Source organism: Candidatus Leptovillus gracilis, from assembly GCA_016716065.1.
In the GTDB taxonomy this organism is placed as follows: Bacteria; Chloroflexota; Anaerolineae; order Promineifilales; family Promineifilaceae; genus Leptovillus; species Leptovillus gracilis.
This window is the reverse complement of sequence record JADJXA010000001.1, coordinates 1-19,353: the sequence shown is the minus strand read 5'-3', so window position 1 is coordinate 19,353 and position 19,353 is coordinate 1. Positions and strand designations below refer to the sequence as shown.

19 protein-coding genes and 1 tRNA gene are annotated in these 19,353 nt (G+C 54.4%); 6 read left to right on the top strand and 14 right to left on the bottom strand.

From position 1 onward, the window contains the following. Positions 1 to 103: 103 nt before the first annotated feature. From IPM39_00100 to IPM39_00090, 3 genes are all read right to left on the bottom strand, one after another. A complete protein-coding gene (locus tag IPM39_00100) occupies positions 104 to 1,258 on the bottom strand; it encodes a thiolase domain-containing protein (GenBank protein ID MBK8984476.1) in 1,155 nt (384 codons plus the stop codon). A gap of 69 nt (positions 1,259 to 1,327) precedes the next feature. Next, positions 1,328 to 2,401, bottom strand: a complete 1,074-nt coding sequence (locus tag IPM39_00095; GenBank protein MBK8984475.1) for a hydroxymethylglutaryl-CoA synthase — start codon at positions 2,399 to 2,401, stop codon at positions 1,328 to 1,330. A 64-nt stretch (positions 2,402 to 2,465) separates the two neighbouring features. Next, positions 2,466 to 3,749: a hydroxymethylglutaryl-CoA reductase, degradative gene (locus tag IPM39_00090; GenBank protein ID MBK8984474.1), complete on the bottom strand. Its 1,284-nt coding sequence runs from the start codon at positions 3,747 to 3,749 to the stop codon at positions 2,466 to 2,468. Between the two features lie 334 nt (positions 3,750 to 4,083). On the opposite strand from IPM39_00090, the gene IPM39_00085 reads away from it, so the two are divergent. Beyond that, positions 4,084 to 4,776, top strand: a complete 693-nt coding sequence (locus tag IPM39_00085) for a hypothetical protein (GenBank protein ID MBK8984473.1) — start codon at positions 4,084 to 4,086, stop codon at positions 4,774 to 4,776. Between the two features lie 19 nt (positions 4,777 to 4,795). On the opposite strand, the gene IPM39_00080 is transcribed toward IPM39_00085, so the two are convergent. From IPM39_00080 to lepB, 3 genes are all read right to left on the bottom strand, one after another. Next, positions 4,796 to 5,938: a response regulator gene (locus tag IPM39_00080; GenBank protein ID MBK8984472.1), complete on the bottom strand. Its 1,143-nt coding sequence runs from the start codon at positions 5,936 to 5,938 to the stop codon at positions 4,796 to 4,798. A 157-nt stretch (positions 5,939 to 6,095) separates the two neighbouring features. Beyond that, positions 6,096 to 6,626 carry a hypothetical protein gene (locus IPM39_00075; protein ID MBK8984471.1) on the bottom strand — a complete coding sequence of 177 codons (531 nt, stop codon included), beginning with the start codon at positions 6,624 to 6,626 and terminating at the stop codon, positions 6,096 to 6,098. Positions 6,627 to 7,083: 457 nt separating this feature from the next. Beyond that, on the bottom strand, positions 7,084 to 7,683 hold the full coding sequence (gene lepB / locus IPM39_00070) for a signal peptidase I (protein MBK8984470.1): 600 nt from the start codon (positions 7,681 to 7,683) through the stop codon (positions 7,084 to 7,086). Between the two features lie 171 nt (positions 7,684 to 7,854). Here lepB and IPM39_00065 point away from each other — a divergent pair. Next, a tRNA-Lys gene (locus IPM39_00065) sits at positions 7,855 to 7,930 on the top strand. A 354-nt stretch (positions 7,931 to 8,284) separates the two neighbouring features. Here IPM39_00065 and IPM39_00060 read toward each other — a convergent pair. From IPM39_00060 to IPM39_00035, 6 genes are all read right to left on the bottom strand, one after another. Then, complete coding sequence (locus IPM39_00060) at positions 8,285 to 8,797, bottom strand: reverse transcriptase N-terminal domain-containing protein (protein MBK8984469.1); 513 nt, start codon at positions 8,795 to 8,797, stop codon at positions 8,285 to 8,287. Between the two features lie 837 nt (positions 8,798 to 9,634). Continuing rightward, positions 9,635 to 10,192 (bottom strand): hypothetical protein, encoded by a 558-nt coding sequence (locus IPM39_00055; protein ID MBK8984468.1) that lies wholly within the window; start codon positions 10,190 to 10,192, stop codon positions 9,635 to 9,637. Positions 10,193 to 10,813: 621 nt separating this feature from the next. Then, positions 10,814 to 11,719, bottom strand: coding sequence for a hypothetical protein (locus tag IPM39_00050; GenBank protein MBK8984467.1), 906 nt, complete (start codon positions 11,717 to 11,719; stop codon positions 10,814 to 10,816). A gap of 322 nt (positions 11,720 to 12,041) precedes the next feature. Continuing rightward, positions 12,042 to 12,593, bottom strand: a complete 552-nt coding sequence (locus tag IPM39_00045; protein ID MBK8984466.1) for a hypothetical protein — start codon at positions 12,591 to 12,593, stop codon at positions 12,042 to 12,044. Positions 12,594 to 12,814: 221 nt separating this feature from the next. Continuing rightward, positions 12,815 to 13,129 (bottom strand): HigA family addiction module antidote protein, encoded by a 315-nt coding sequence (locus IPM39_00040; protein ID MBK8984465.1) that lies wholly within the window; start codon positions 13,127 to 13,129, stop codon positions 12,815 to 12,817. Positions 13,130 to 13,144: 15 nt separating this feature from the next. Next, entirely contained in the window at positions 13,145 to 13,426 is a 282-nt protein-coding gene (locus tag IPM39_00035) for a type II toxin-antitoxin system RelE/ParE family toxin (protein MBK8984464.1), read from the bottom strand. A 731-nt stretch (positions 13,427 to 14,157) separates the two neighbouring features. Here IPM39_00035 and IPM39_00030 point away from each other — a divergent pair. Together IPM39_00030 and IPM39_00025 are read left to right on the top strand one after the other, a co-directional pair. After that, on the top strand, positions 14,158 to 14,511 hold the full coding sequence (locus IPM39_00030) for a hypothetical protein (protein MBK8984463.1): 354 nt from the start codon (positions 14,158 to 14,160) through the stop codon (positions 14,509 to 14,511). A gap of 1,174 nt (positions 14,512 to 15,685) precedes the next feature. Then, positions 15,686 to 16,150 (top strand): hypothetical protein, encoded by a 465-nt coding sequence (locus IPM39_00025; GenBank protein ID MBK8984462.1) that lies wholly within the window; start codon positions 15,686 to 15,688, stop codon positions 16,148 to 16,150. A gap of 980 nt (positions 16,151 to 17,130) precedes the next feature. On the opposite strand, the gene IPM39_00020 is transcribed toward IPM39_00025, so the two are convergent. Together IPM39_00020 and IPM39_00015 are read right to left on the bottom strand one after the other, a co-directional pair. Further along, entirely contained in the window at positions 17,131 to 17,427 is a 297-nt protein-coding gene (locus IPM39_00020; GenBank protein ID MBK8984461.1) for a HigA family addiction module antidote protein, read from the bottom strand. Positions 17,428 to 17,436: 9 nt separating this feature from the next. Beyond that, a complete protein-coding gene (locus IPM39_00015; GenBank protein ID MBK8984460.1) occupies positions 17,437 to 17,718 on the bottom strand; it encodes a type II toxin-antitoxin system RelE/ParE family toxin in 282 nt (93 codons plus the stop codon). 207 nt (positions 17,719 to 17,925) lie between these two features. Here IPM39_00015 and IPM39_00010 point away from each other — a divergent pair, with 207 nt between their 5' ends. Together IPM39_00010 and IPM39_00005 are read left to right on the top strand one after the other, a co-directional pair. Then, on the top strand, positions 17,926 to 18,348 hold the full coding sequence (locus IPM39_00010; protein ID MBK8984459.1) for a transposase family protein: 423 nt from the start codon (positions 17,926 to 17,928) through the stop codon (positions 18,346 to 18,348). A 15-nt stretch (positions 18,349 to 18,363) separates the two neighbouring features. After that, positions 18,364 to 19,095 carry an ISAs1 family transposase gene (locus IPM39_00005; protein ID MBK8984458.1) on the top strand — a complete coding sequence of 244 codons (732 nt, stop codon included), beginning with the start codon at positions 18,364 to 18,366 and terminating at the stop codon, positions 19,093 to 19,095. Positions 19,096 to 19,353: the final 258 nt, after the last annotated feature.

Sequence of the window (19,353 nt, the reverse complement as noted above, 5' to 3'; positions counted from 1 at the left end):
CTGCCAAGATACCCCAGACGAACTGTCAAAAACTATCATACGGCCGTTTTGGAGGTCAATTATCATATTTTGTTTATGTAATGAACGGAAATTGTCAATAATTTCATTCACGCAGGCGTAAAATGTGCGTCACGGCCGTTGCCCCACTTGTGCCCAGGTTTTGCGCCATGCCGATCTTCGCCCCGGCGACCTGATTGTCACCCGCCTGGCCGCGCAGCTGCCGCGCCACTTCGACGATCTGGTACATGCCTGTCGCCCCCATGGGATTGCCTCGCGCCTTCAAGCCGCCAAAGGTGCTGATGGGAATACGGCCGTTCCGCCCAATTTCCCCATCTCTGGCCAGCTTCCACCCCTCGCCCCGCGCCGCAAAGCCGGCCGCTTCCAACGACAGCGCCGCCAGCACGGTAAAGGAATCGTGCAGCTCAAACAAATCCATGTCGTTAGGCGACAGCCCCGCCTGAGCCAGCGCCTTTTGCGCGCTCAGTTCGGCGGCGCGCAGGCGCAACACGTCGCTGCGGTCGTGCAGGGCAATGGTGTCCGTAGCCGCTGCCGAGCCGATAATTTCCACCGGCTGCGGCACCATGTCCATCGCTTTCTCCCGGCGGGTTACGATCACTGCGGCCGCGCCGTCGGCCGCCGGCGCCATGTCGAACAGGTTTACCGGGTCAGCCACCAGCGGCGCCGAAGCAAAGCGCTCCGCTTTGATGCGGTTGCGGAACATCGCCAGCGGATTATCAGCGCCGTTGGCGTGGGCGTTCACGCTAAAACCGGCAAAATCGGCTATTTCGGTGTGATGCTCAAACAGATAGCGGCGCATCAGCAGCGCGCCCATTCCAGCCATCGTCAACCCTTGCATGGCCTCGTAATCAGCGTCCAGGCCATAGGCCATGGCCGCGGTCACGATAGAGCCGGTCTGATCAGTCATTTTTTCCACGCCGACAGCCAGCGCCGTCTCCACCAGGCCGCTCTTGACAGCCAACACCGCCTGCCGCAGCGCCATACCCCCAGAAGCGTCGGCCGCTTCCACCGTCACCGCCTCGATGCCGCGCATCCCGGCGAAATCGGCCACCAGCGCGCCTAGGTGGTTTTGTTGGCTTAATTCCCCAGCCAGCATATTGCCGACAAACAGGGCGTCTACTTTGCTCACATGGGCATCGTCCAGCGCCGCTTCAATGGCGTACCACGCCAGATGGCGGATAGACGTTTCCCACATCTCTTTAACTTCAGTTTGTCCAACGCCGATGATTGATACGTTCATAGTGATTTTGGATTTTGGATTTCGGATTTCGGATTTGAAAGCGACAATCCGAAATCGGAAATCACAAATCTACATTTTCAGTTTGTCCCGATAGCGTGTATAAGTCGCATAGTCAATTTCCGTGCGGCGTGAAATGTAGGCTTCGGTGGAAATGGCCCGGCCGCGCATAGCGGCCAGCCGTTCGGTGACTTGCAGATCGAAGGCGTCGGAGCCGGCTCCGGAGCCGTAGCTTACCATGAGGATGCGGTCGCCTGGCTCGGCCACGTCCAGGATGGCTGTCAGGCCAATCATGGTGGAACCAGAGTAGGTGTTGCCGATGCGCGGACTAAGCAGGCCGACCTTGAACTGCTCTGGGGCAAAGCCCAGCGACTGGGCTACCCGTTCCGGGAATTTGGCGTTGGGTTGGTGGAAGACGGCCCAACGATAATCGGCGGCGGTGCGGCCGATGGCCGCCATGAGGGCCTCGGCCGCGCCTAAAATGTGCTTAAAATAAGCTGGCTCGCCGGTGAAACGGTCGCCGTGCGACGGATAATCGGCGTGGGCGCGCCGCCAAAAATCTGGCGTATCGGTGACGAAGGAGTAGGAGCCGTTGATGATTGCCAGCGACTCATCGGCCGGGCCAATCAGCACGGCCGCACCGCCGGCCGCCGCTGTATATTCCAGCGCGTCACCTGGCCGACCCTGGGCCGTGTCCATGCCGATGCTGAGGGCATAACGAGCCATGCCGGAGCCGACAAAGGCGATAGCCGCCTGCATTGCTTCTGTGCCCGCTTTGCAGGCAAACTCCCAGTCGGCCGCCTGGGTGTGGGGTACGGCGCCAATCGCCTCGGCGACGATGGTGCTGGTGGGTTTGACGGCGTAGGGGTGGCTTTCGCTGCCCACCCACACGGCGCGAATCTCTTGCGGGTTGATTTGCGCCCGCAGCATGGCATTGCGCGCCGCTTCAATGGACATGGTTGCCACGTCCTCGTCGAGTCCGTTGACTGCTTTTTCCTTAATGGGCACGCCGGCCGTGCCGCCGGTCCACATGCGCGAGATTTCCGCGGCGGGAATGCGGTAACGGGGCACATACGCCCCATAACCCACAATGCCCACCGGACGGTCGGGTTTCATAAGTCCGGGTGATGAATTGTAAGTGTTCATAATTTCCTTTTTTAGTGGATAGTTGTTAGTACAAGAGATGCCGCTATCAACTATCAACTATCAACTATTTCCCCATCTCCGCCAGCAGTTCCTGTGCGCGGACGATGTTGATTTTCTTTTCGGCGGTCAGGCGGTCGGCGATGGCCTGCACCTGGTCGTTGGCCGCGCCGGCGGCGATGGCGACCTGACGGGCATGGAGGCGCATGTGGCCTTTTTGGATGCCAACGGTGGCCAGAGCCTTCATTGCTGCCAGGTTTTGCGCCAGACCAACGCAGGCCAGCACCATCGCCAGTTCGGAGGCGGATTTAGCGCCCAGAATTTTCATGGCCGCTTTGGCCGTGGGGTGAACTTTGGTGGCCCCGCCGACGATGCCGACGGCCATCGGCAGGGTAATTTCGCCGTACAGGTCGCCGTTTTCGGTGACGCGCCAGTCGGTGAGGGCCTGGTAACGGCCGTTCCGTGCCGCATACGCATGTGCCCCAGCCTCAATCGCCCGCCAATCGTTGCCGGTGGCGATGACCACGGCGTCTATGCCGTTCATGATGCCTTTGTTGTGCGTGGCCGCGCGGTAGGGGTCTACGATGGCGAAGGCGTTGGCCTCTTCGATGAGGCGGGCCACTTCTGCGCCAGTGTAGCCGTCCCGCTCCAGGGCGGCGGCGGGGATAAGGCCGCTGGCGGTAGCGGTGCGCTGATCGGCCAGGTTGGAGAGGATGCGCAGGTTGGTACGCCCGCCGGTGAGGTCGGCCACCAGGGGGGCCAGGTTTTCGACGGCCGTATTCACCGCGTTAGCCCCCATCGCGTCGCGGCAGTCGTAGTGCAGGTGGACAATGAGCATGGGGCCGACCGGCGTGTTGGGGAAGGGGCGAAATTCCATGTCGCGCGCGCCACCGCCCAGAGAAACCATCAATTTGTCGCAACAGTCGGCCTGGGCCATAAGTTCGGCTTTGTGGGTTTGCAGCGCCACCACCGCGGCGTCCATATCCGGGATGTCTAGTACCTGAATCTGGCCGATCATTACCGGATCGCTGGTGGAGGCGGTGAAGCCGCCGCCCTCGCGGATGAGTTTGGCGGCGTGGCTGATGGCGGCGACGACGCTGGGTTCTTCGATGACCATGGGGATGAGGTAATCACGGCCGTTCACCTGAAAATTGGCCGCCACGCCAAAAGGCAGGGCATAGGTGCCGATAACGTTTTCAATCATCAACTCAGCCTGTTCTGGCTGCAAGCCTTTGCTGGTGATGGTGGCTATTTCCTCGGCGGTCAGGTCGGCCCATTGGGCGACTTCGGCGGCGCGCTCGGCCAACGTCTTTTTGTAGAAGCCCGGTAAACGGGAAGATTTATCAGTCACACCTGTCTCCTTCTGCAAAATTAGACCTGCCAGGTTTAAAAAACATGGCAGGTCTTGAATCACGTTATTTATAGCTGTGCTTTGCTGTCAAAAGCTATCGGATTGCGACTGAACTGCGGGAAACGGCCGTCCACCAGAGTAAAACAAGGTGATGGTTTTGTGGCCCTGACGGCGGCCTCTCATAGGGCCTTAACGATTTGTGCCTGCCTTGACCCTTGTTGTCTCCTCGTGTAGCATTCAAGCAGCCGTTGTTAACTGCCAGTCAGGTTTAACTGTCTCTAGAGTTAGACGCAGCATTTTGGCTGATGGGCAAAGACAACGCCAAGAGGCTCTTATGAAATCTTCCACTTCTGCATTGCGCGGTTTGGTGTTGGTCTTGTTGATGGTGGTTTTGGTGCTGCTGTCTCTGTTTTGGTTTTTGTATCGGGGCTGGGGGCCATTAGAGCAGCAGGCGCAGCAGGCCAATGCGCGGGCGACGCGCGTTGTCGGGCTGGAGGAGGAACTGCGCCAAAAAGATGATGCGTTAACGGCCGTGCAAGCAACCGGTACGGCCGTTGCTTTGGAACGCGACACAGCCATTGTGAATCACCAAATCGCCGAGAGCGAAACCATCGCCCAACAGCAGGCAAACAACCTGCTGCTGACCCGCGTCTATACTCAGGAGAGTGTCATCGCCACATTGGCGGCGCCGGTGTTAAGCGAACCGCAGGCGGCCATTATCGAACCTGTGTCCGGCAGTGTGGTACAGGTCGGCCAGCCGATAACAATCGTGGTTGTGGCGGCCGATCCGTTGGGTCTGGCGCAGATTGTGGTGGTGCGCGGCGGCCAGGCGGTGACGCAAACGCTGGCCGGTGACTCTTTTCAGGTGGTGCGGTTGGCATGGACGCCGCCTGGAGCTGGGGAGTATACGGTGGGGGTAACGGCCGTAAACACGGCGCAAGTTGCCAGCCAACCGGTCAGTGTCACTGTTCGGGTAGAGAATGCCGCGCCGGCGAAACCGGTAGCGGAAGCCAACCATCAGCGATAAATTGAGCGCTTAGGGCGTGCTAGGTCTGTTTTTTGCTGCCGGCCGCCTGGACGACGCGCTGGTAAATTACTTCGGCCATGCGGTTCATCATGGTGGGCAAGGGGGATTTGGCGGAGGTCAGGGTGAGGGGGACGCCCTGGGACAGAGCGCGGGACTGGTTGGGGTCGAAGTTGATTTTGGAGGCAACGCGGGCATTGAGGCCGCGTTCGACGGTTGATTGGGGGAGTTCTGTTTCCGGCTGGATGTGGTTGAGGACGTAGCTTTTTTGCCGCAGGGTAACGCCGGTTTTGCTAATCAGGCGGTCTACTTGGACGGCCGTTTGTACTGAAACCACGTCCGCCGCCAAAACGTGTAGGGCGATGTCTGAGGCTTCTAAGACGGCCGTAAACGTTGGGCCAAACACCCGCGGCATGTCTACAACAGTAAACGTCATCTGGCTGCGCAGCAGCGATACAAGCGCCTCAGTCAACTCCGGTGATGGCTCGGTAGCCGACTGCGGCACAACCGGCGCCGCCAACAGTCGCAAACCAGATGGATGAATGGTTAACCGCTCCTTAAACTCCGACCATTCCAGGTCGTTGGCGGTTGGTAAATCGGCCCACGTGGTGCGGGTTTGCAGCCGTAGGTGCATCGCCGCTTGCCCGCCAGCGGGTGATAAATCTACCAGGCACACCTCTTCCTGAGACAGGCGGCGCAGCGCGCTGGCCAGGTTAACGGCCAATGTTGTTTGCCCCACACCGCCGCGCATCCCAAACAGGGCAATCAAAATGCCTTTTTCCGGGGCGGTGCGGTTGTCTCGTTTGTGCAGTAAATTATCCACTCGTTCAATGAGTTCTTGCGACGTGACTGGTTTGCTCAAATAATCGTCGGCCCCGCTCTTAATGGCCGTCGCCCGGTCCACTTCCTGAGAGCGCGCCGTGAGGATAAGAATAGGCAGGTTCTCCAGGCCTTTGTACGCACGAATCTGGCGGGCAATGTCGTGTCCGCTCATGTCTGGCATCATCACATCGAGGACCAGCAGGTCTGGTTTATCGTTTTTTAGTTGTTCCAGGCCACCAATAGGATCGTTGATGAGCGTTGTTGTATGACCGCCACGATCCAGCATTAAGCCGACCATTCGTAACAACTGCTCGTCGTCGTCAATCACATAGATTCGCGCCACCCTAATAGACTCCTCGAAAAAGTGTTGCTCAGGTTTTTCAGTGTATGTGCATCATAACACAGTTATCTGTGTGTGGGAATAAGGTAAGCGTTTAGTCCCGCTGGAGACCTGACCGGTTTTTGGCCTTATGCGCTTCCAATTGAATAAGTTGGCGGATTCAGGCTCCCAGACAGAAGAGGCCAATCCTCTCTTTGTGAATCAGAATCAGGTCGCCGCTGTATGAAATATCGGGATAGAGCGAGGCCGATGCTTTGGCCGAAAACACCAACAAAAAACGGCCGATAGATTGCACCAATATCTCTCTGGGGGCAATTTTGCCATCATGCATAATTTCGCCGACGATTTCAAAGGAGGGTACGGTGAGGAAAATGGTTAGGGAACGGCCGCGGGTGAACACGGAACGGCCGTGCTGCGTGCCCACAGGAATCCCCTCGCGCCGGTCTTGCAGTACAATGAAGTTGATGTTGTCCTTACGGAAAGCGGCTGCTTTGTAATGCGAAATGATCTCCCCTGGCAAATGAATTCGTGAGACGTAAGCATCTTGCAGCTCCAGAAAATCTGAATTGGGGTTTGCCAATTCCGCATGGATACCGCCAGTTGCCACCAATACGCGCCCGGTGACACGATAAGCATCGGTAAACAGGTCTACACTGATGAGTTGATTACGACCAAAGTGCGTACCGCCCATGTTTGACTCCTTTGCGCCAACAATTGGCCCACGCTTCTATGATAGCAGAAAAGTAACTCTTCAGACCTGACAGTTTTGCCACCAGGCTTGCCCATTAGACGTTTTAAGAACTGTAAGGTCTGAGTGGTTACCCACAACCTTCATCGGGCGACTTTTATGAAGATTGAGGATGATAGGGTGTTAGCGGCTTCGCGACGGAGGCCATTGTGCTGGCTGTTCCGATTTTACGATTCTTTGGGGTTGCTTTTCGGGCATCATTTCAAACTCCCATTCGTCCAAAAGCAGCTCAATCATGTTCAGAAAACGGCCGTCAAACTGTAATTGACCGCAGATATCGCAGCAATTAGCCGGCGCCTTGGGCATTACCAACACCCGCTTACCAATCCAATAAATGTACGGCGCTGTTGTTGGCAAACAATGACCAATACGACATTGCTCACATGACTCGATGGGTGTCTCAGTTGTCGTTTTGGAATCCATAATGTGGCACGGCTTCCCAATCACCAGGCGGCCAGTAGATAACCATGGCCTTTCCCACAATATTTTCGCGCGGCAAAAATGACCATGAATGAGAGTCACTCGAATTATTGCGGTTATCACCCAGCACAAAGTATTGATTCTCCGGCACGACCCCGCTGAAGGTATATTGGGGTTCTTCCGAAATGTACGGTTCGTCTAATACCACGCCGTTTACCCGAACCTGCTGATTGCCGATGTCAATTTGGTCACCCGGTAAACCAATCACGCGCTTGATCAGATTGAGGTCGCTGCGCGGATGGTGAAAGACGATGACATCGCCATGTTTCGGTTCATTCAGGTAATAGCTGATATTGTTGATGATGAGATATTGCCCGTTTTGCAGAGTGGGATTCATGCTGCTGCCATCAATGCGGTAGCGACCTACCAGGCTGTTCACCAGCCAAAAAATGAAAAAGGTGAGCAGCAGCGTTTCGATAATTTCGCGGATGACTAGCTGCGTCGGTTGGCGCAGCGCAACTTCGGAAATTTGGTCTGGTAGCGGATGTGGTGTTGGAGCGCCAGATTCTACAACGGCCATAAAGAATTAACCTGAGCGGGTATGCAAACCCCTGATTTTGCACGAATTATAGACGAGCGACATAGGTGTTGCAAACAAGGTGTAGCTCTATCATCAAATTATAAGATGCCAGGCTTAAGAGGTAACTTTCTTGCACAGCATCAGTGGGAGGGCTATAATCCCCCTCGCGTTGGGTCATTAGCTCAGCTGGCAGAGCAGTGGACTTTTAATCCATTGGTCGAAAGTTCGAATCTTTCATGACCCACCAGAATATGTAGGGGTAAATCCCTAACCAAGTCCCAAATCTTCTGGTTTGGGACTTTTGCTTTTCCATTGTTTTTGTTCTTAAAAATCAAAGGGTAGCAAATGGGTGGCAGTTAATTGGGCTTTAAGGTTGGTTTACATGAAAAAGTGTGCTACTTGTGGGGAGTTTAAACCGGAATCTGAATACTATTGGCGCGATCAATCTCAGGGAAAACGATGGGGAACATGCAAAGAATGTCAAAACACAGCTCCATGACTGGTGTGAGCGGAACAAAGAAACCCATATTGCCAACACTAGAGAAACCAAACAACGGATGATTTTAGAAGCCCGGCAATATGTTTGGGATTATCTTTCCAGTCATCCTTGTGTTGACTGTGGCGAGTCGGATCCTACCGTGTTGGAGTTTGACCATGTGAGGGGAAAGAAAAAAGGGCATGGTTCAAAACCGTGTCCTTGCACCTTCGGAATACTCAATGGGCGCTGTTTACCGTTTTTCTTGGGGATGTACACTCGCCGCAGTGGTTGGGCGTAGTAGCCGCGTTGTTGCAATGTCTCAATCGCTTTTCTCTTACTTTCTGGCGTTGACCATAAGACACCATCCACGCCAGCGGTACGTTTGCCCTGGTTTTCGGTCACTCGTCGCACGGCCAGTGCTTTGCCGCTAAACGAGCGGGTCAGGAGACGTTGCAGGGCTTTCGCCTTTCCCCATCTCCTTTCCTGAATGGCCTTCACAATACGAGTTTGCAGTCGTTTCACGGCGCGGGTGACTTTGTGCCACGCGATGTCATGCCAACCGTCCGCGCTGCGGGCAGGCGCACCAGTCCATGATTGGGATTCGAGGCTGGCTCTCGTTATCGCCAATTGTTTCATGACCGCCATCTGCTTTCCTGCCTCCAACGATTTCTCAAACGCTCTTGTGATGAAAGACCTGCCGGAAGTCTGCTCGCTTTCGTGCCGGGCAAATCTTGAACCCGTATCCCCGCCATTACAGCGCGGCCTTCGCTTTCTCCAGCATCCCTTCGGCAAGCTCAGGACATGCCTTTACCCGCTGCGCCTTCGGTTGGTCTTGCGACCGCCCTACCCAGGGGGAGCGCATCGGGCTTACCCTGTTCCGCTTGTTTACCCACGTGGTTTAGAGCCTGTGCTAAGGCTGCCGAAGCATGTCGTCTCTACGCCGAGGGCACATCATCTGCGACAGGCATAGCTTGAGTGCCTGTTCCTGGCCCCATACCTTTTGGTCCAAGCGTTTTGTCCTGCGACAATAGCCCCTTCCGCTTGTTCTAACTCACGAACGCTTACGACGATTCACACCTGTTCACCGTGCCACGGAACTCTAACCCCTTGACCACCTTGAGGCTGGTAGTCGTCACTCCGGCTCACGCCTTCGTGACCTCCCTTGTGTGATGAGGACGCATTGTCGTGGAAGCCTCGCACCCCGCCGTTACCAGCGACGCACGCTCCACTAGAGTACCGATGGCAGAACATCGGGTTGCATCATTCAGTTTTGAAAGTGCAACAGCTAAACAAGTGACTTTCAGGTCGCACCAACACGTGTTAGGCGGGACGCCTGACCAACGCCTTGGCCGACTTGCCTGAGTCAACGTTGTTAACGCCTTGCGCCCAAGCGGGTTGAGTTTGTTGGCTATGGCGCGGGCTGTTGCTATTGGGAAATAACTGCGCCTAAGGTTTGAGTTATCCCTCTGGCCTTTACGACACGTCATCACCTATCCAACTGTCGTAACCATCTTCAAGCATATGGTAACGGCCGTGCGCCCAGTCGTAGAAGCTCTGCCACGTGGTCAGAACCGTCTGGGTTCCTTCAACGTTCACCTTAACGCCCGCTTCGACAAGGTGACGTATCTCCCGCAGCTTACTGACCAGGGTTCCCCAGCCAGTAGGACGTCCTCCAAGGGGCCCACTGTCTTCCCTTTCCTCATACAACGCATCCAATTCCTTGAGCGTTTCAATCGTAAGGATGTGTTCTTTGATGGGAATATGAATGTTGATGCCGCTTTCCCTGAGCGCCAGTGAAAAGGTCTCATTACTTTCGAACAGCTTGGTGATAAATAATTCCTTAAAACCAAACATGGGTGTCGGCCAGCCATGAGACTTAGCCCAGCCTTTTAGCTCTTTAAGGTTGGGTAACTGGATTTGCGTTCTACCTTGACGATGCAACTGGCGTGCTTCTAAAAAATCGGGATCATCTGGGAGGACTCGTCGCTTTGCCCAAGCGGGGATATCCTGGCTCATTTCAATTGTTTCCATCTCTTCCAACCTTCTGACCATAGACCTCGGTCAGCCTGAAAAACAGAAAAGGACGAAGCCAAATTCTTGGACGATTTGACGCCCCTAACGCCACCATCAGCCGCGCTGGCGCGGTTAGCCAGAGCCTCAACCGCAGCCAAAGCGCCAGCCTTCCGAGGACTCGCGCCAGCGTCAGCTTGACGGAATGTTAGGCGGGCTGCCCGCCTGACGCTGGCCTTCTTGCCAGAGTAAAATTTGTTAAAACCTGCGCCGAAGCCGCCTGACTTGGCTGGGTAGGGCGCTTGCTGTTGGCCGAAAATTTGCTGGCAAACGGCCGTTTCCCTTCCACATCTTTATGCCAACGCAAACGGCCGTTCTTACCCAACCTCTCGTGATTCCCCAAAACCTCAACCAGCCGGCAGCGTTAACCTTCTACCACCTTCATTTTGCAAGACGGCCGTTTCCAACCTAAACCACTCGCCATTTCCAAAAGCCTCAACCACCAACCTACGCCAAAACCGCGAAAACCTGCGCCAAAACCAGATCGCTGTGCGGCGAACTGGCGCAGACACAACGCAGCACAAAGTGGGCAGAATTTGCACAGGTATAAGGCTTTGTTAGCCCGCCTTCCGGTCCGAACTGTCACAACATGCTTTCCTTAAACCACGTTGGTGCTTCATTCCATAGGGAACGTTGATGATAAAAGACATTCCGTAGCCACTTCACATCCACTTGAGGGAACTGTTGTTCAATTATTATATATGTTTCTTCTACTAACGCTGATAGCTCTTGTGCGCCCTCCGCGGGCGCAACTTCATACACCTGCCTGAGCCGTCGTAACAGATCATCTGGCCTGTGTTCCAACTGCTTAACCACCACATCAAGCCACTTGAAGCCGAAGTAATAGACCCGATTGACACCTAGCAGCACATGCAAGAGTTGCTGCTGTACTTGAGTGTACGATTGATACAATTGCATCAGGTTGTTACTTCGCTCGATCCACATTTGCCACCGCCAGAAATGGTCAATCTGGGCATGGCGTTTGATCATCGCAACGGCGAGCGGGTCAGGATAAGGAGAGGCGCGACTTTTCCACTCCTCAACTGTCTCGATCTGGTACAGTGGGATACTACTGAGTACACCTGCAATCAGGTTTTGTTTTGCAAGGTCAGGATTGTGTAGCTCCAGAACATCGTGGAAGGTGCGACTGAGGAAGTCGGTTGTGTAGTGGACGACCTCCACCAGAAGGCCGGTTTTCGGTTGATCAGCATGGCGACCAAGTAAGTAATCATCACACCATACTTCTTCTGTCGGGTCGTAGGGATGGAGCCGAACGAAATCAGCCTGGATTTGGCGTGCCGCTATCTCGCGGTCAGCGTCGGTTGGTGGGTGATGCCAGAACACACCAAGCTCAATATCGGAAAACCGGTCCGCATGTCCACGAGCAGTTGAACCGCCAACCAGAACAGCAGCAACGCGAGGGTTAGAAGCGTAGATAGGGGCGAGGTTTTTAGCAAGTGCAAAGCGTGATTGACTGGCTATGTTCATGACTAACTCTTGTTCCAAACGTATTGACTTAACAGTACCATCTATATCATAAGTCGTGCATTTTGGGTTAGCACAGGTGGAGTTGAAGCAGGCTAACGGTGGGCTTCAGGCGCTCCGCGCAGCGAACACCGCGAGCGCAGCGGAGTCGCCTGCAACCTCCCATGCCCGGCGGGTCATTCCCCCACCGGAGAACCTACCCGTCCTTTGAAGGAGTGTTTTGCCCCAATTAGCGGGTATGTTCTCAGGAGCCGTGTTGTTAGCCTGCCCCATTGTAAGTGTCTAGGCGTGTATTCTACACATGGGTCTTATTCGCGCCGCTTTGTCATGCCTGGTTTGTCAGCGTCTTGGCAGTTTGACGCAGACGTTCCGAAAAGTCATCCGCCATATCAATGTACGGATACCCCAAACGCTCACACTCGGCTTGAATAAGCCTACTCCATCGCGGAACGTCCTGCGCTATCTGTCGGCGCAACGCTTCAGGCAAATCGCCGTAACCCGGTGAGCGTCCTGGATATTGATCCAGCTTTTCCAAGGTCATGTGAGAGCACCCCAGGAATACTGAGCGGATCTGATACTTCTTGGAGAGTTCCATCACCTGCGCCGGAAGAAAATCGACGCCTTCGATCAGATAATTTTCAGCTTGGGAGCTAACGCCCCAGATAAATCTTTCCAGATAGGGCAGAAACCATTCGGCGTCAGCCAGGATAGCTTCCGGCGCCGCATTCCATTCTGTTTTTACGTCCTGCTCGTTTTTGACCCGCAGGAGTTCAACCAGAAAGTCCGTCGAGACCCAACCAATTTTCAGGTCAGACGCGATTTGCTGACCAACGAGACTCTTTCCAGCTCTGGGCGCTCCACCTACCAAGTAAATCACAGTGGCTCTCCGAAATGGCGGGCTAACGCCACCATCAGCCGCGCTGGCGCGGGTCACCAATGACTTGACCGCAGCCCAAACGCTGGCCGTCCGAGGCATCGCGCCAGCGTCGGCTGCATGGGTTGTTAGGACTTTTTCTTTTCTGAGCAGCAATTTCCAACACCTTTTGCTATGACTGGACTTGTTGCAGAAAGCAAACCGCCTACTTGTTCAGATCGTTGTCAAGCTACCACAAGCGGCTGAATACGCGCCACGTCGCTTTCAGTCACTTGCGTGGCTTCCCACAAATCAACCGCCCGCTGTGCATTTAGCCAAAACTCTGGCGAGTTCCCAAACAAACGCGCCAGCCGCAGGGCCATTTCCGGGCTGACACTTCGGCGTTCCCGTAGTATTTCGTTGATGGATTGGCGAGAAACACCAATCGCGGCTGCTAGACTGGAAACCGTTAGACCATAATCTGGTAGAAAATCTTCACGCAACATCTCCCCTGGGTGTGTTGGCTTGCGCTTTAATCCGGTTGTGTTAGGAATACTCATATGTTACACCTCATCTTAATGGTAGTCGCAAACTTCAACATCATAGGCGTCACCATCAACAAACCGAAAACAGATGCGCCATTGGTCGTTAATGGAGATGGAATACTGTCCCTTTCGGTCCCCTTCTAAAGCGTGAAGCCGATTTCCTGGCGGAACTCTCAGATCATCTAATTTGGTTGCCAGGTCTACGTACTCAAGTTTGCGCGCTGCTCGTTTTGCGACATCTGGTGGGAATCTTTTCGCTTTGCCTGTAGCATACAATTCCTGGGTGCGTCGATCCGCAAATGACTTAATCATATGCTAACTGTACCCTGTCACGTGACGGTTGTCAATGCTTAAGTTTGCTCTCCTAACGCCGCCATCAGGTGCGCTGGCGCGGTCGTCCAGAGCCTCGACCGCAGCCAAAACGCTGGCCCATTCAGGACTCGCGCCAGCGTCACCTGGAACCTCCCATGCCTGGCGGGGCATTCCCCCACCAGAGAAACCTCCTCGCCACGCCAGCCATCAACGGGTATCCTATGCCCATCACGCCAAAAAGCAAGACCGTACATTCCATTGGTGTTACATGGTCCCAATGACCATAACCCGCCCTTGCAACCTGGTTCCCTTGCTCTTGGATTTCACCACTAGCGGCACGCCTCCGTCGTGACCCTGATCAGGAAGTTACCTTTGTTATCGGGCAATGGGTTGGCGTGACATTACAACTTTACCCCGGAGGTTATCATGCGTAAACAAAACAAGTCCCGTACCACTCCCACCCAGCCCCGCCGTATCAAGTCGGTCGCCGAACCCGGAAGTCTGGTCGTGGTCAACCCCCATGCAGCCGGGACTCAGACATCGGCGCCCGCGAGATTTAGCCGCCGTCTCGCCTCATCATGAGGGCGAGACAGTCCGCTGCTTCGCCACCTTCACCCTGGACCTGGAAGCGTTGGTCGAGTGGTTGCTCAGCTACGGCGTCACCACCGTGGCCATGGAATCGACCGGCGTCTACTGGATCCCCATCTTTGAACTCCTGGAAGCGCGCGGCATTGTCTGTTTCCGGTCAATGCCCGCCATATCGCATAAAGCCTGGTCGCAAGTCCGACCTGGTGGATTGCCAATGGCTGCAAAAACTGCATACCCTCGGCCTGCTCAACGCCTCATTTCGTCCCGACGCTGAAATGCGTACCTTGCGCACCTATCTGCGTCATCGCCAACAACTTATCGAACACCGCGCCCCGCATATTTTGCATATGCAGAAGGCAATGCAGCATATGAACCTGCAACTACATCACGTCCTGTCAGACATCACTGGCGTCACGGGCATGGGCATTCTACGCGCCATCGTCGCCGGCCAACGCGACCCTGAAGGTTCTGGCTGCCTTTCGCCAGCGAACCTGTAAGGCCGACGAGGCCACCATCGTCCGCGCCCTGACCGGAACCTGGCAGGCGGAACACCTCTTTGTCCTGCAACAATCGCTGCAATCCCCACGACGACCACGACGGCGCAGATTGCCGATTGCGACCGAGTAGTTGAGCAGCAGTATGCGATGATGAAACCCCGTTGGGACGCACTGGAAGAGTTGCCCGCTTTGCCACCGGTCAAGCAGGGGTCGCGGTCCAAGAACAAACCACCGGAAAGCACGCGGCAGGAATTGTACCGGATCACGGGGTGGATTTGCGCTGTTATGGGCTTAAGCGTCAGCATGGCGCAGACAATTGTGTCGGAAGTGGGGACGGACATGAGTCGTTTTCCGACGGAAAAGCATTTGCTCGTGGCTGGGGTTGGCGCTGCACAACGATATTTCGGGCGGCAAAGTGCTGCGGTCCTACACACTCAAGACCGACAGTCGAGCCGGGCAGGCCTTCCGTCAGGCCGCGGCGGCGGTGGCGCGTCTGATTCTGCTTATGGCGCGTTCTATCGGCGCAAACGGGGACAGTTGGGCAAGATGCAAGCATTGCGCCACGGCCCAGCAAGATTTCCCGTACTGTCTACCATATGCTCAGGTACAAAACGCCATATCGTGAATTGACGCAGCGACGTATGAAATGCAGCAGCGCGAGCGGGAAGTAGCGGCGCTGAAACGGAAAGCGGCCAAACTGGGGTTCACGGTGGTGGAACCGGCGGTCGAACTGGCGGCTTAATCGCCGTTGGCGGCGGCTAAATCGGCGGGTTGTTAAGGCGTTTCGAATGGACCTGTGCTTGCCGTGCCTGGAATCCCATTTTTGGGTCATTCCGAAGATGTTTTGACGAAATTGTGCGGTCGAGATGCTTTGGGCCGCGTTTGGCAGCGCCAACTCGCTGGGTCAAGGCCCTGGCCCCGGGCTAACTCATGGGAAGTTTCTCAGGATGGAATGTTAGGCGGGCTGCCCGCCTGACGCTGGCCTTTGTGCCTGAGCGAAAATTGTTAAAACCTGTGCCGAAGCCGACTGATTTGGCAGTTTAGGGCGCTGGCTATTGCCGAGAATTTTAACAGAAAACGGCCGTTTCCTATCCACCACTTTTGCTATCCAAACCGGCCGTTCCCACCCAATATCTCTTCATTCCGTAAAACTTACAACAGCCTGTGGCGTTTCATGTCCACCATTTTTGTCTTGCCGGACGGCCGTTCCCTGCTCCAAACTTGCGCCACTCCCAACAACTTCCACAACCAGCCTGCCGCTCAAAACCCCAAACCTCTATCGCAGTCAGACCACTTTGCCGAGACCTTGAACTCATTTTGCCAGGCGGGTGGGGGCAAAACGGCCGTTCTCACCCACCAACTTTTTTCTCAACGTACAAACTGGCCGGTCAACCGGCCTCAACTTTGCGCTGCTTCGTCTAAACGGCAGCCAGACTTACAAATTCCAGAAATCAACGAGGAAGTGAACGGCCGTTTCCCACCAGAATCTACGCTACGAGAAAATAGTAAAAAAGCGCACGGCCGTTTCTCTTCCAAACCTTTTGCCACTTTCCAAAATCTTGCCAAATCTGCACCACGAGAACCGGGCAGCATTTTGGCAAAGAACTACGACCAAAAACCTGCAAAAATGACTGGATAGCGGCCCCGCCCTAACGCCACCGTAAGCTGCGCTGGCGCGGGTTTCCAACGCCTTTGCCAATCACCAAATAGCAAGCCGTCCGAGGCATCGCGCCAGCGTCAGCTTGACGGCGTGTTAGGCGGGCTGCCTGACCAAGGACTTGACTGACTGATCTAACCGAAAATCGTTAATGCGTTAAGCCATAATGGACTGGCTTTGCTGACAAAGTTGCTGACTAGTGGAAATCATTTTAACAGAAAACGGCCGTTTCCCTTCCACCACTTTTGCCATCACAACCGGCCGTTCCCACCCAACATCTCGTGATTTCCCAAAACCTTAACCAGCCGGCAGCGTTTCACGTCCACAACTTTTGCTGAGCGAGACGGCCGTCTCCCATCCAACCCCTACGCCATTCCCAACAACTTCAACGACCAGCCTGCCACTCAAGAACCGCAAACCTCTGCCGCAGCCAGGTCGCTTTGCCGAGACCATGCACTCATTTTGCCAGTGGTAGGGGAAACAAAACGGCCGTTCTCGCCCACCAACTTCTTTTCTCAATGTTCAACCTGGCCGGTCAACCGGCCTCAACTTTGCGCCGCTTTGTCTAAATAGCAGCCAGACTCACAATTTCCAGAAATTGACGATGAAGTGAACGGCCGTTTCCGACCAAAACCTACGCCACGAGAAAATAGTGAAAAGGCGCACGGCCGTTTCCTCTCCAAACCTTTTGCCACTCTGCAAAACCTCGCCCAACCTGCACCACGAGAACCGGCCATCACTTTAGAATAGAACTACGACCAAAAACCTTAAAAAATCGCCTCGTAGCGGCCCGCCCTAACGCCACCTTCACTTGCGCTGGCGCGGTCGCCCAGAGCCTCAACCGCAGCCAAAACGCTGGCCCATTCAGGACTCGCGCCAGCGTCAAGTGGAAGGGTTGTTAGGTCTCTTTGCCTTTATGAGCAACAATTCCCAACACCTTGTAGTAAAGACATTACTTTAGTTTACGCCGACGTAAAAACCTTGACTTCTGTTTCTAAACGGTTGCCCAAACCCATTTTTGCTTTTTCAATCTCATAATGTGTCTGAATACCTGTCCAAAACTCAATTGACATCCCAAAATAGCGAGCAAGCCGAAGGGCTGTATCGGCGCTGATGCCTCGCTCACCACGAATGATTTTGCTAATTCTCATTGCAGGTACGCCAATATCTTGGGCGAGACGGTACTGACTAATTCCCATTGGTTTTAGAAATTCTTCTTGCAGTATCTCACCAGGATGAATAGGGGGATAATCTCTCATAATCACACCTTAATGATAGTCAGTAATTTCGACATCATAAACACCATCTTCACGCCATTCAAAACAAATCCGCCACTGGTCATTGATGCGAATGCTGTGTTGCCCGTGTCTATTGCCCTTCAAAGCTTCTAACCGGTTCGACGGTGGTATACGGAGATCGTTCAGATTGAAAGAGCGATGAAGCATGATTAGCTTCCGTTCGGCGATAGGTTGAATATCGTGGGGTAGTTTTTTCGAGAAACGTCCATCGAATACTTTGCGAGTTTCTTTATCCTTGAACGTTCTGATCATGAAAGAGATTGTAAACCTTTTGGGATATTATCGTCAAGGGTTAATACTGATAACTAAATATTTGTTTCGTTAGGCAAGCCCGCCCTAACGCCGCCGTAAGGTGCGCTGGCGCGGTTGACCAACGCCTTTGCCATTCACCAAAACGGTAGCCGTCCGAGGCATCGCGCCTAGGGCTGTTTCAAAGTAAAAAGTGGCGTACAAGGTGGAATTGATGCAAAGTTTCCTAAATTCTACAAAAGCGAGGAAACATGCGAATCGAAATTCCACCTGTGTACACTATTTTTCGACTCAATTCCTGATTGGCGCAAGGCAAAAGGGAAAAGGTACGGCTTGAAGAATTTGATCGAGTTCATCGTTTTGGCTATCTTGTGCGGGAAGAACAGCGCCCGGGCTGCGTCTCGCTGGGGAAAACACCTTCCGGCAGGCGTGAAAAAGCGGTTAGGTATCGAACTGGAGCGCCACCCTTCACCAGCTATGTTATGTCGTGTTTTCTGGCACATAGAAGCGACGGTACTGAAACGAGAATCAGAGAGTGGGCCACCCAGGTGCATCAACAACTTGTCCTGGCCGGCCTGGTTCGTGGGTAGCCGTGGACGGCAAAAGCATTCGTCGGGCTGCTTCCTTGGGTAGTCCCAATGCCTTTTAGTGGCGGCTGTTTGTCACCAACTGCGTTTTGTCCTCAACCAGGTGGCTGTGGCTGACAAAACAAACGAAATCACCTGTGTCCCTACCTTGCTGGAACATTTGTTGCTCAAAGGGCTGGTTATAACCGTCGATGCCCTGTTAACGCAACAACAGATTGCTACCCAGATTCGGCGAGCAGGGGGGCATTATGTGATGTATGTCAAAGGCAATCGGCCCAAAATGCTTCAGGCACTGGTCCAACTGTTTACGCCACCCCGCCGCCCTGGCGTAGCCCCGTTTGACCATGCCCGGCAGGTCAAAAAAGGACATGGTCGGATTGAAATACGGGAAATCTGGGTTTCGACGAACCTGAATGGTTACCTTGACTGGCCGGATGTCGCCCAAGTCTTTTGTCTGAAACGCACCCGACAGGAAGTAAAACCCAACAAAACCACGGAAACTATTGTCTATGGGGTCACGTCGTTGTCAGCGGCTGAGGCATCACCGGATGAAATTATCGAGATAACCCGCGACCATTGGGCGGCGATTGAGAATGGTCTCCACTGGGTCAGGGATGTTGTTATGGGCGAGGATGCTTCCATTACTCGTCAACCGGGTGCACCACAAGTGCGGGCGGCCTGTCGCAACATAGCGATTAGTCTCGTCCGGTTGTCCGGCTTCGATTCGGTTACTGAATCGATTGATGCTTTTTCTGCTGACCCATACAAAGCCCTGGATACCATGGGGCTTTGATACTTTGAAACAGCCCTATCCATTGGTGTTACATGGCCCCAACGGCCATAACCCGCCCTGGAACCTGGTTCCCTCGCCTTCGTGATTTCGCCACTAGCGGCACGCTCGTCGTGACCCTGATCAGGAAGTTACCTTTGTTATCGGGCAATGGGTTGGCGTGATTACAGCTTAGAGTTGACCGAATTTTTTCTGACTTGGCTTCAATTCAAGTTGTGATCTCGGTTATCAACGTCCATTTTATACAGCGGAAGTCGGCTT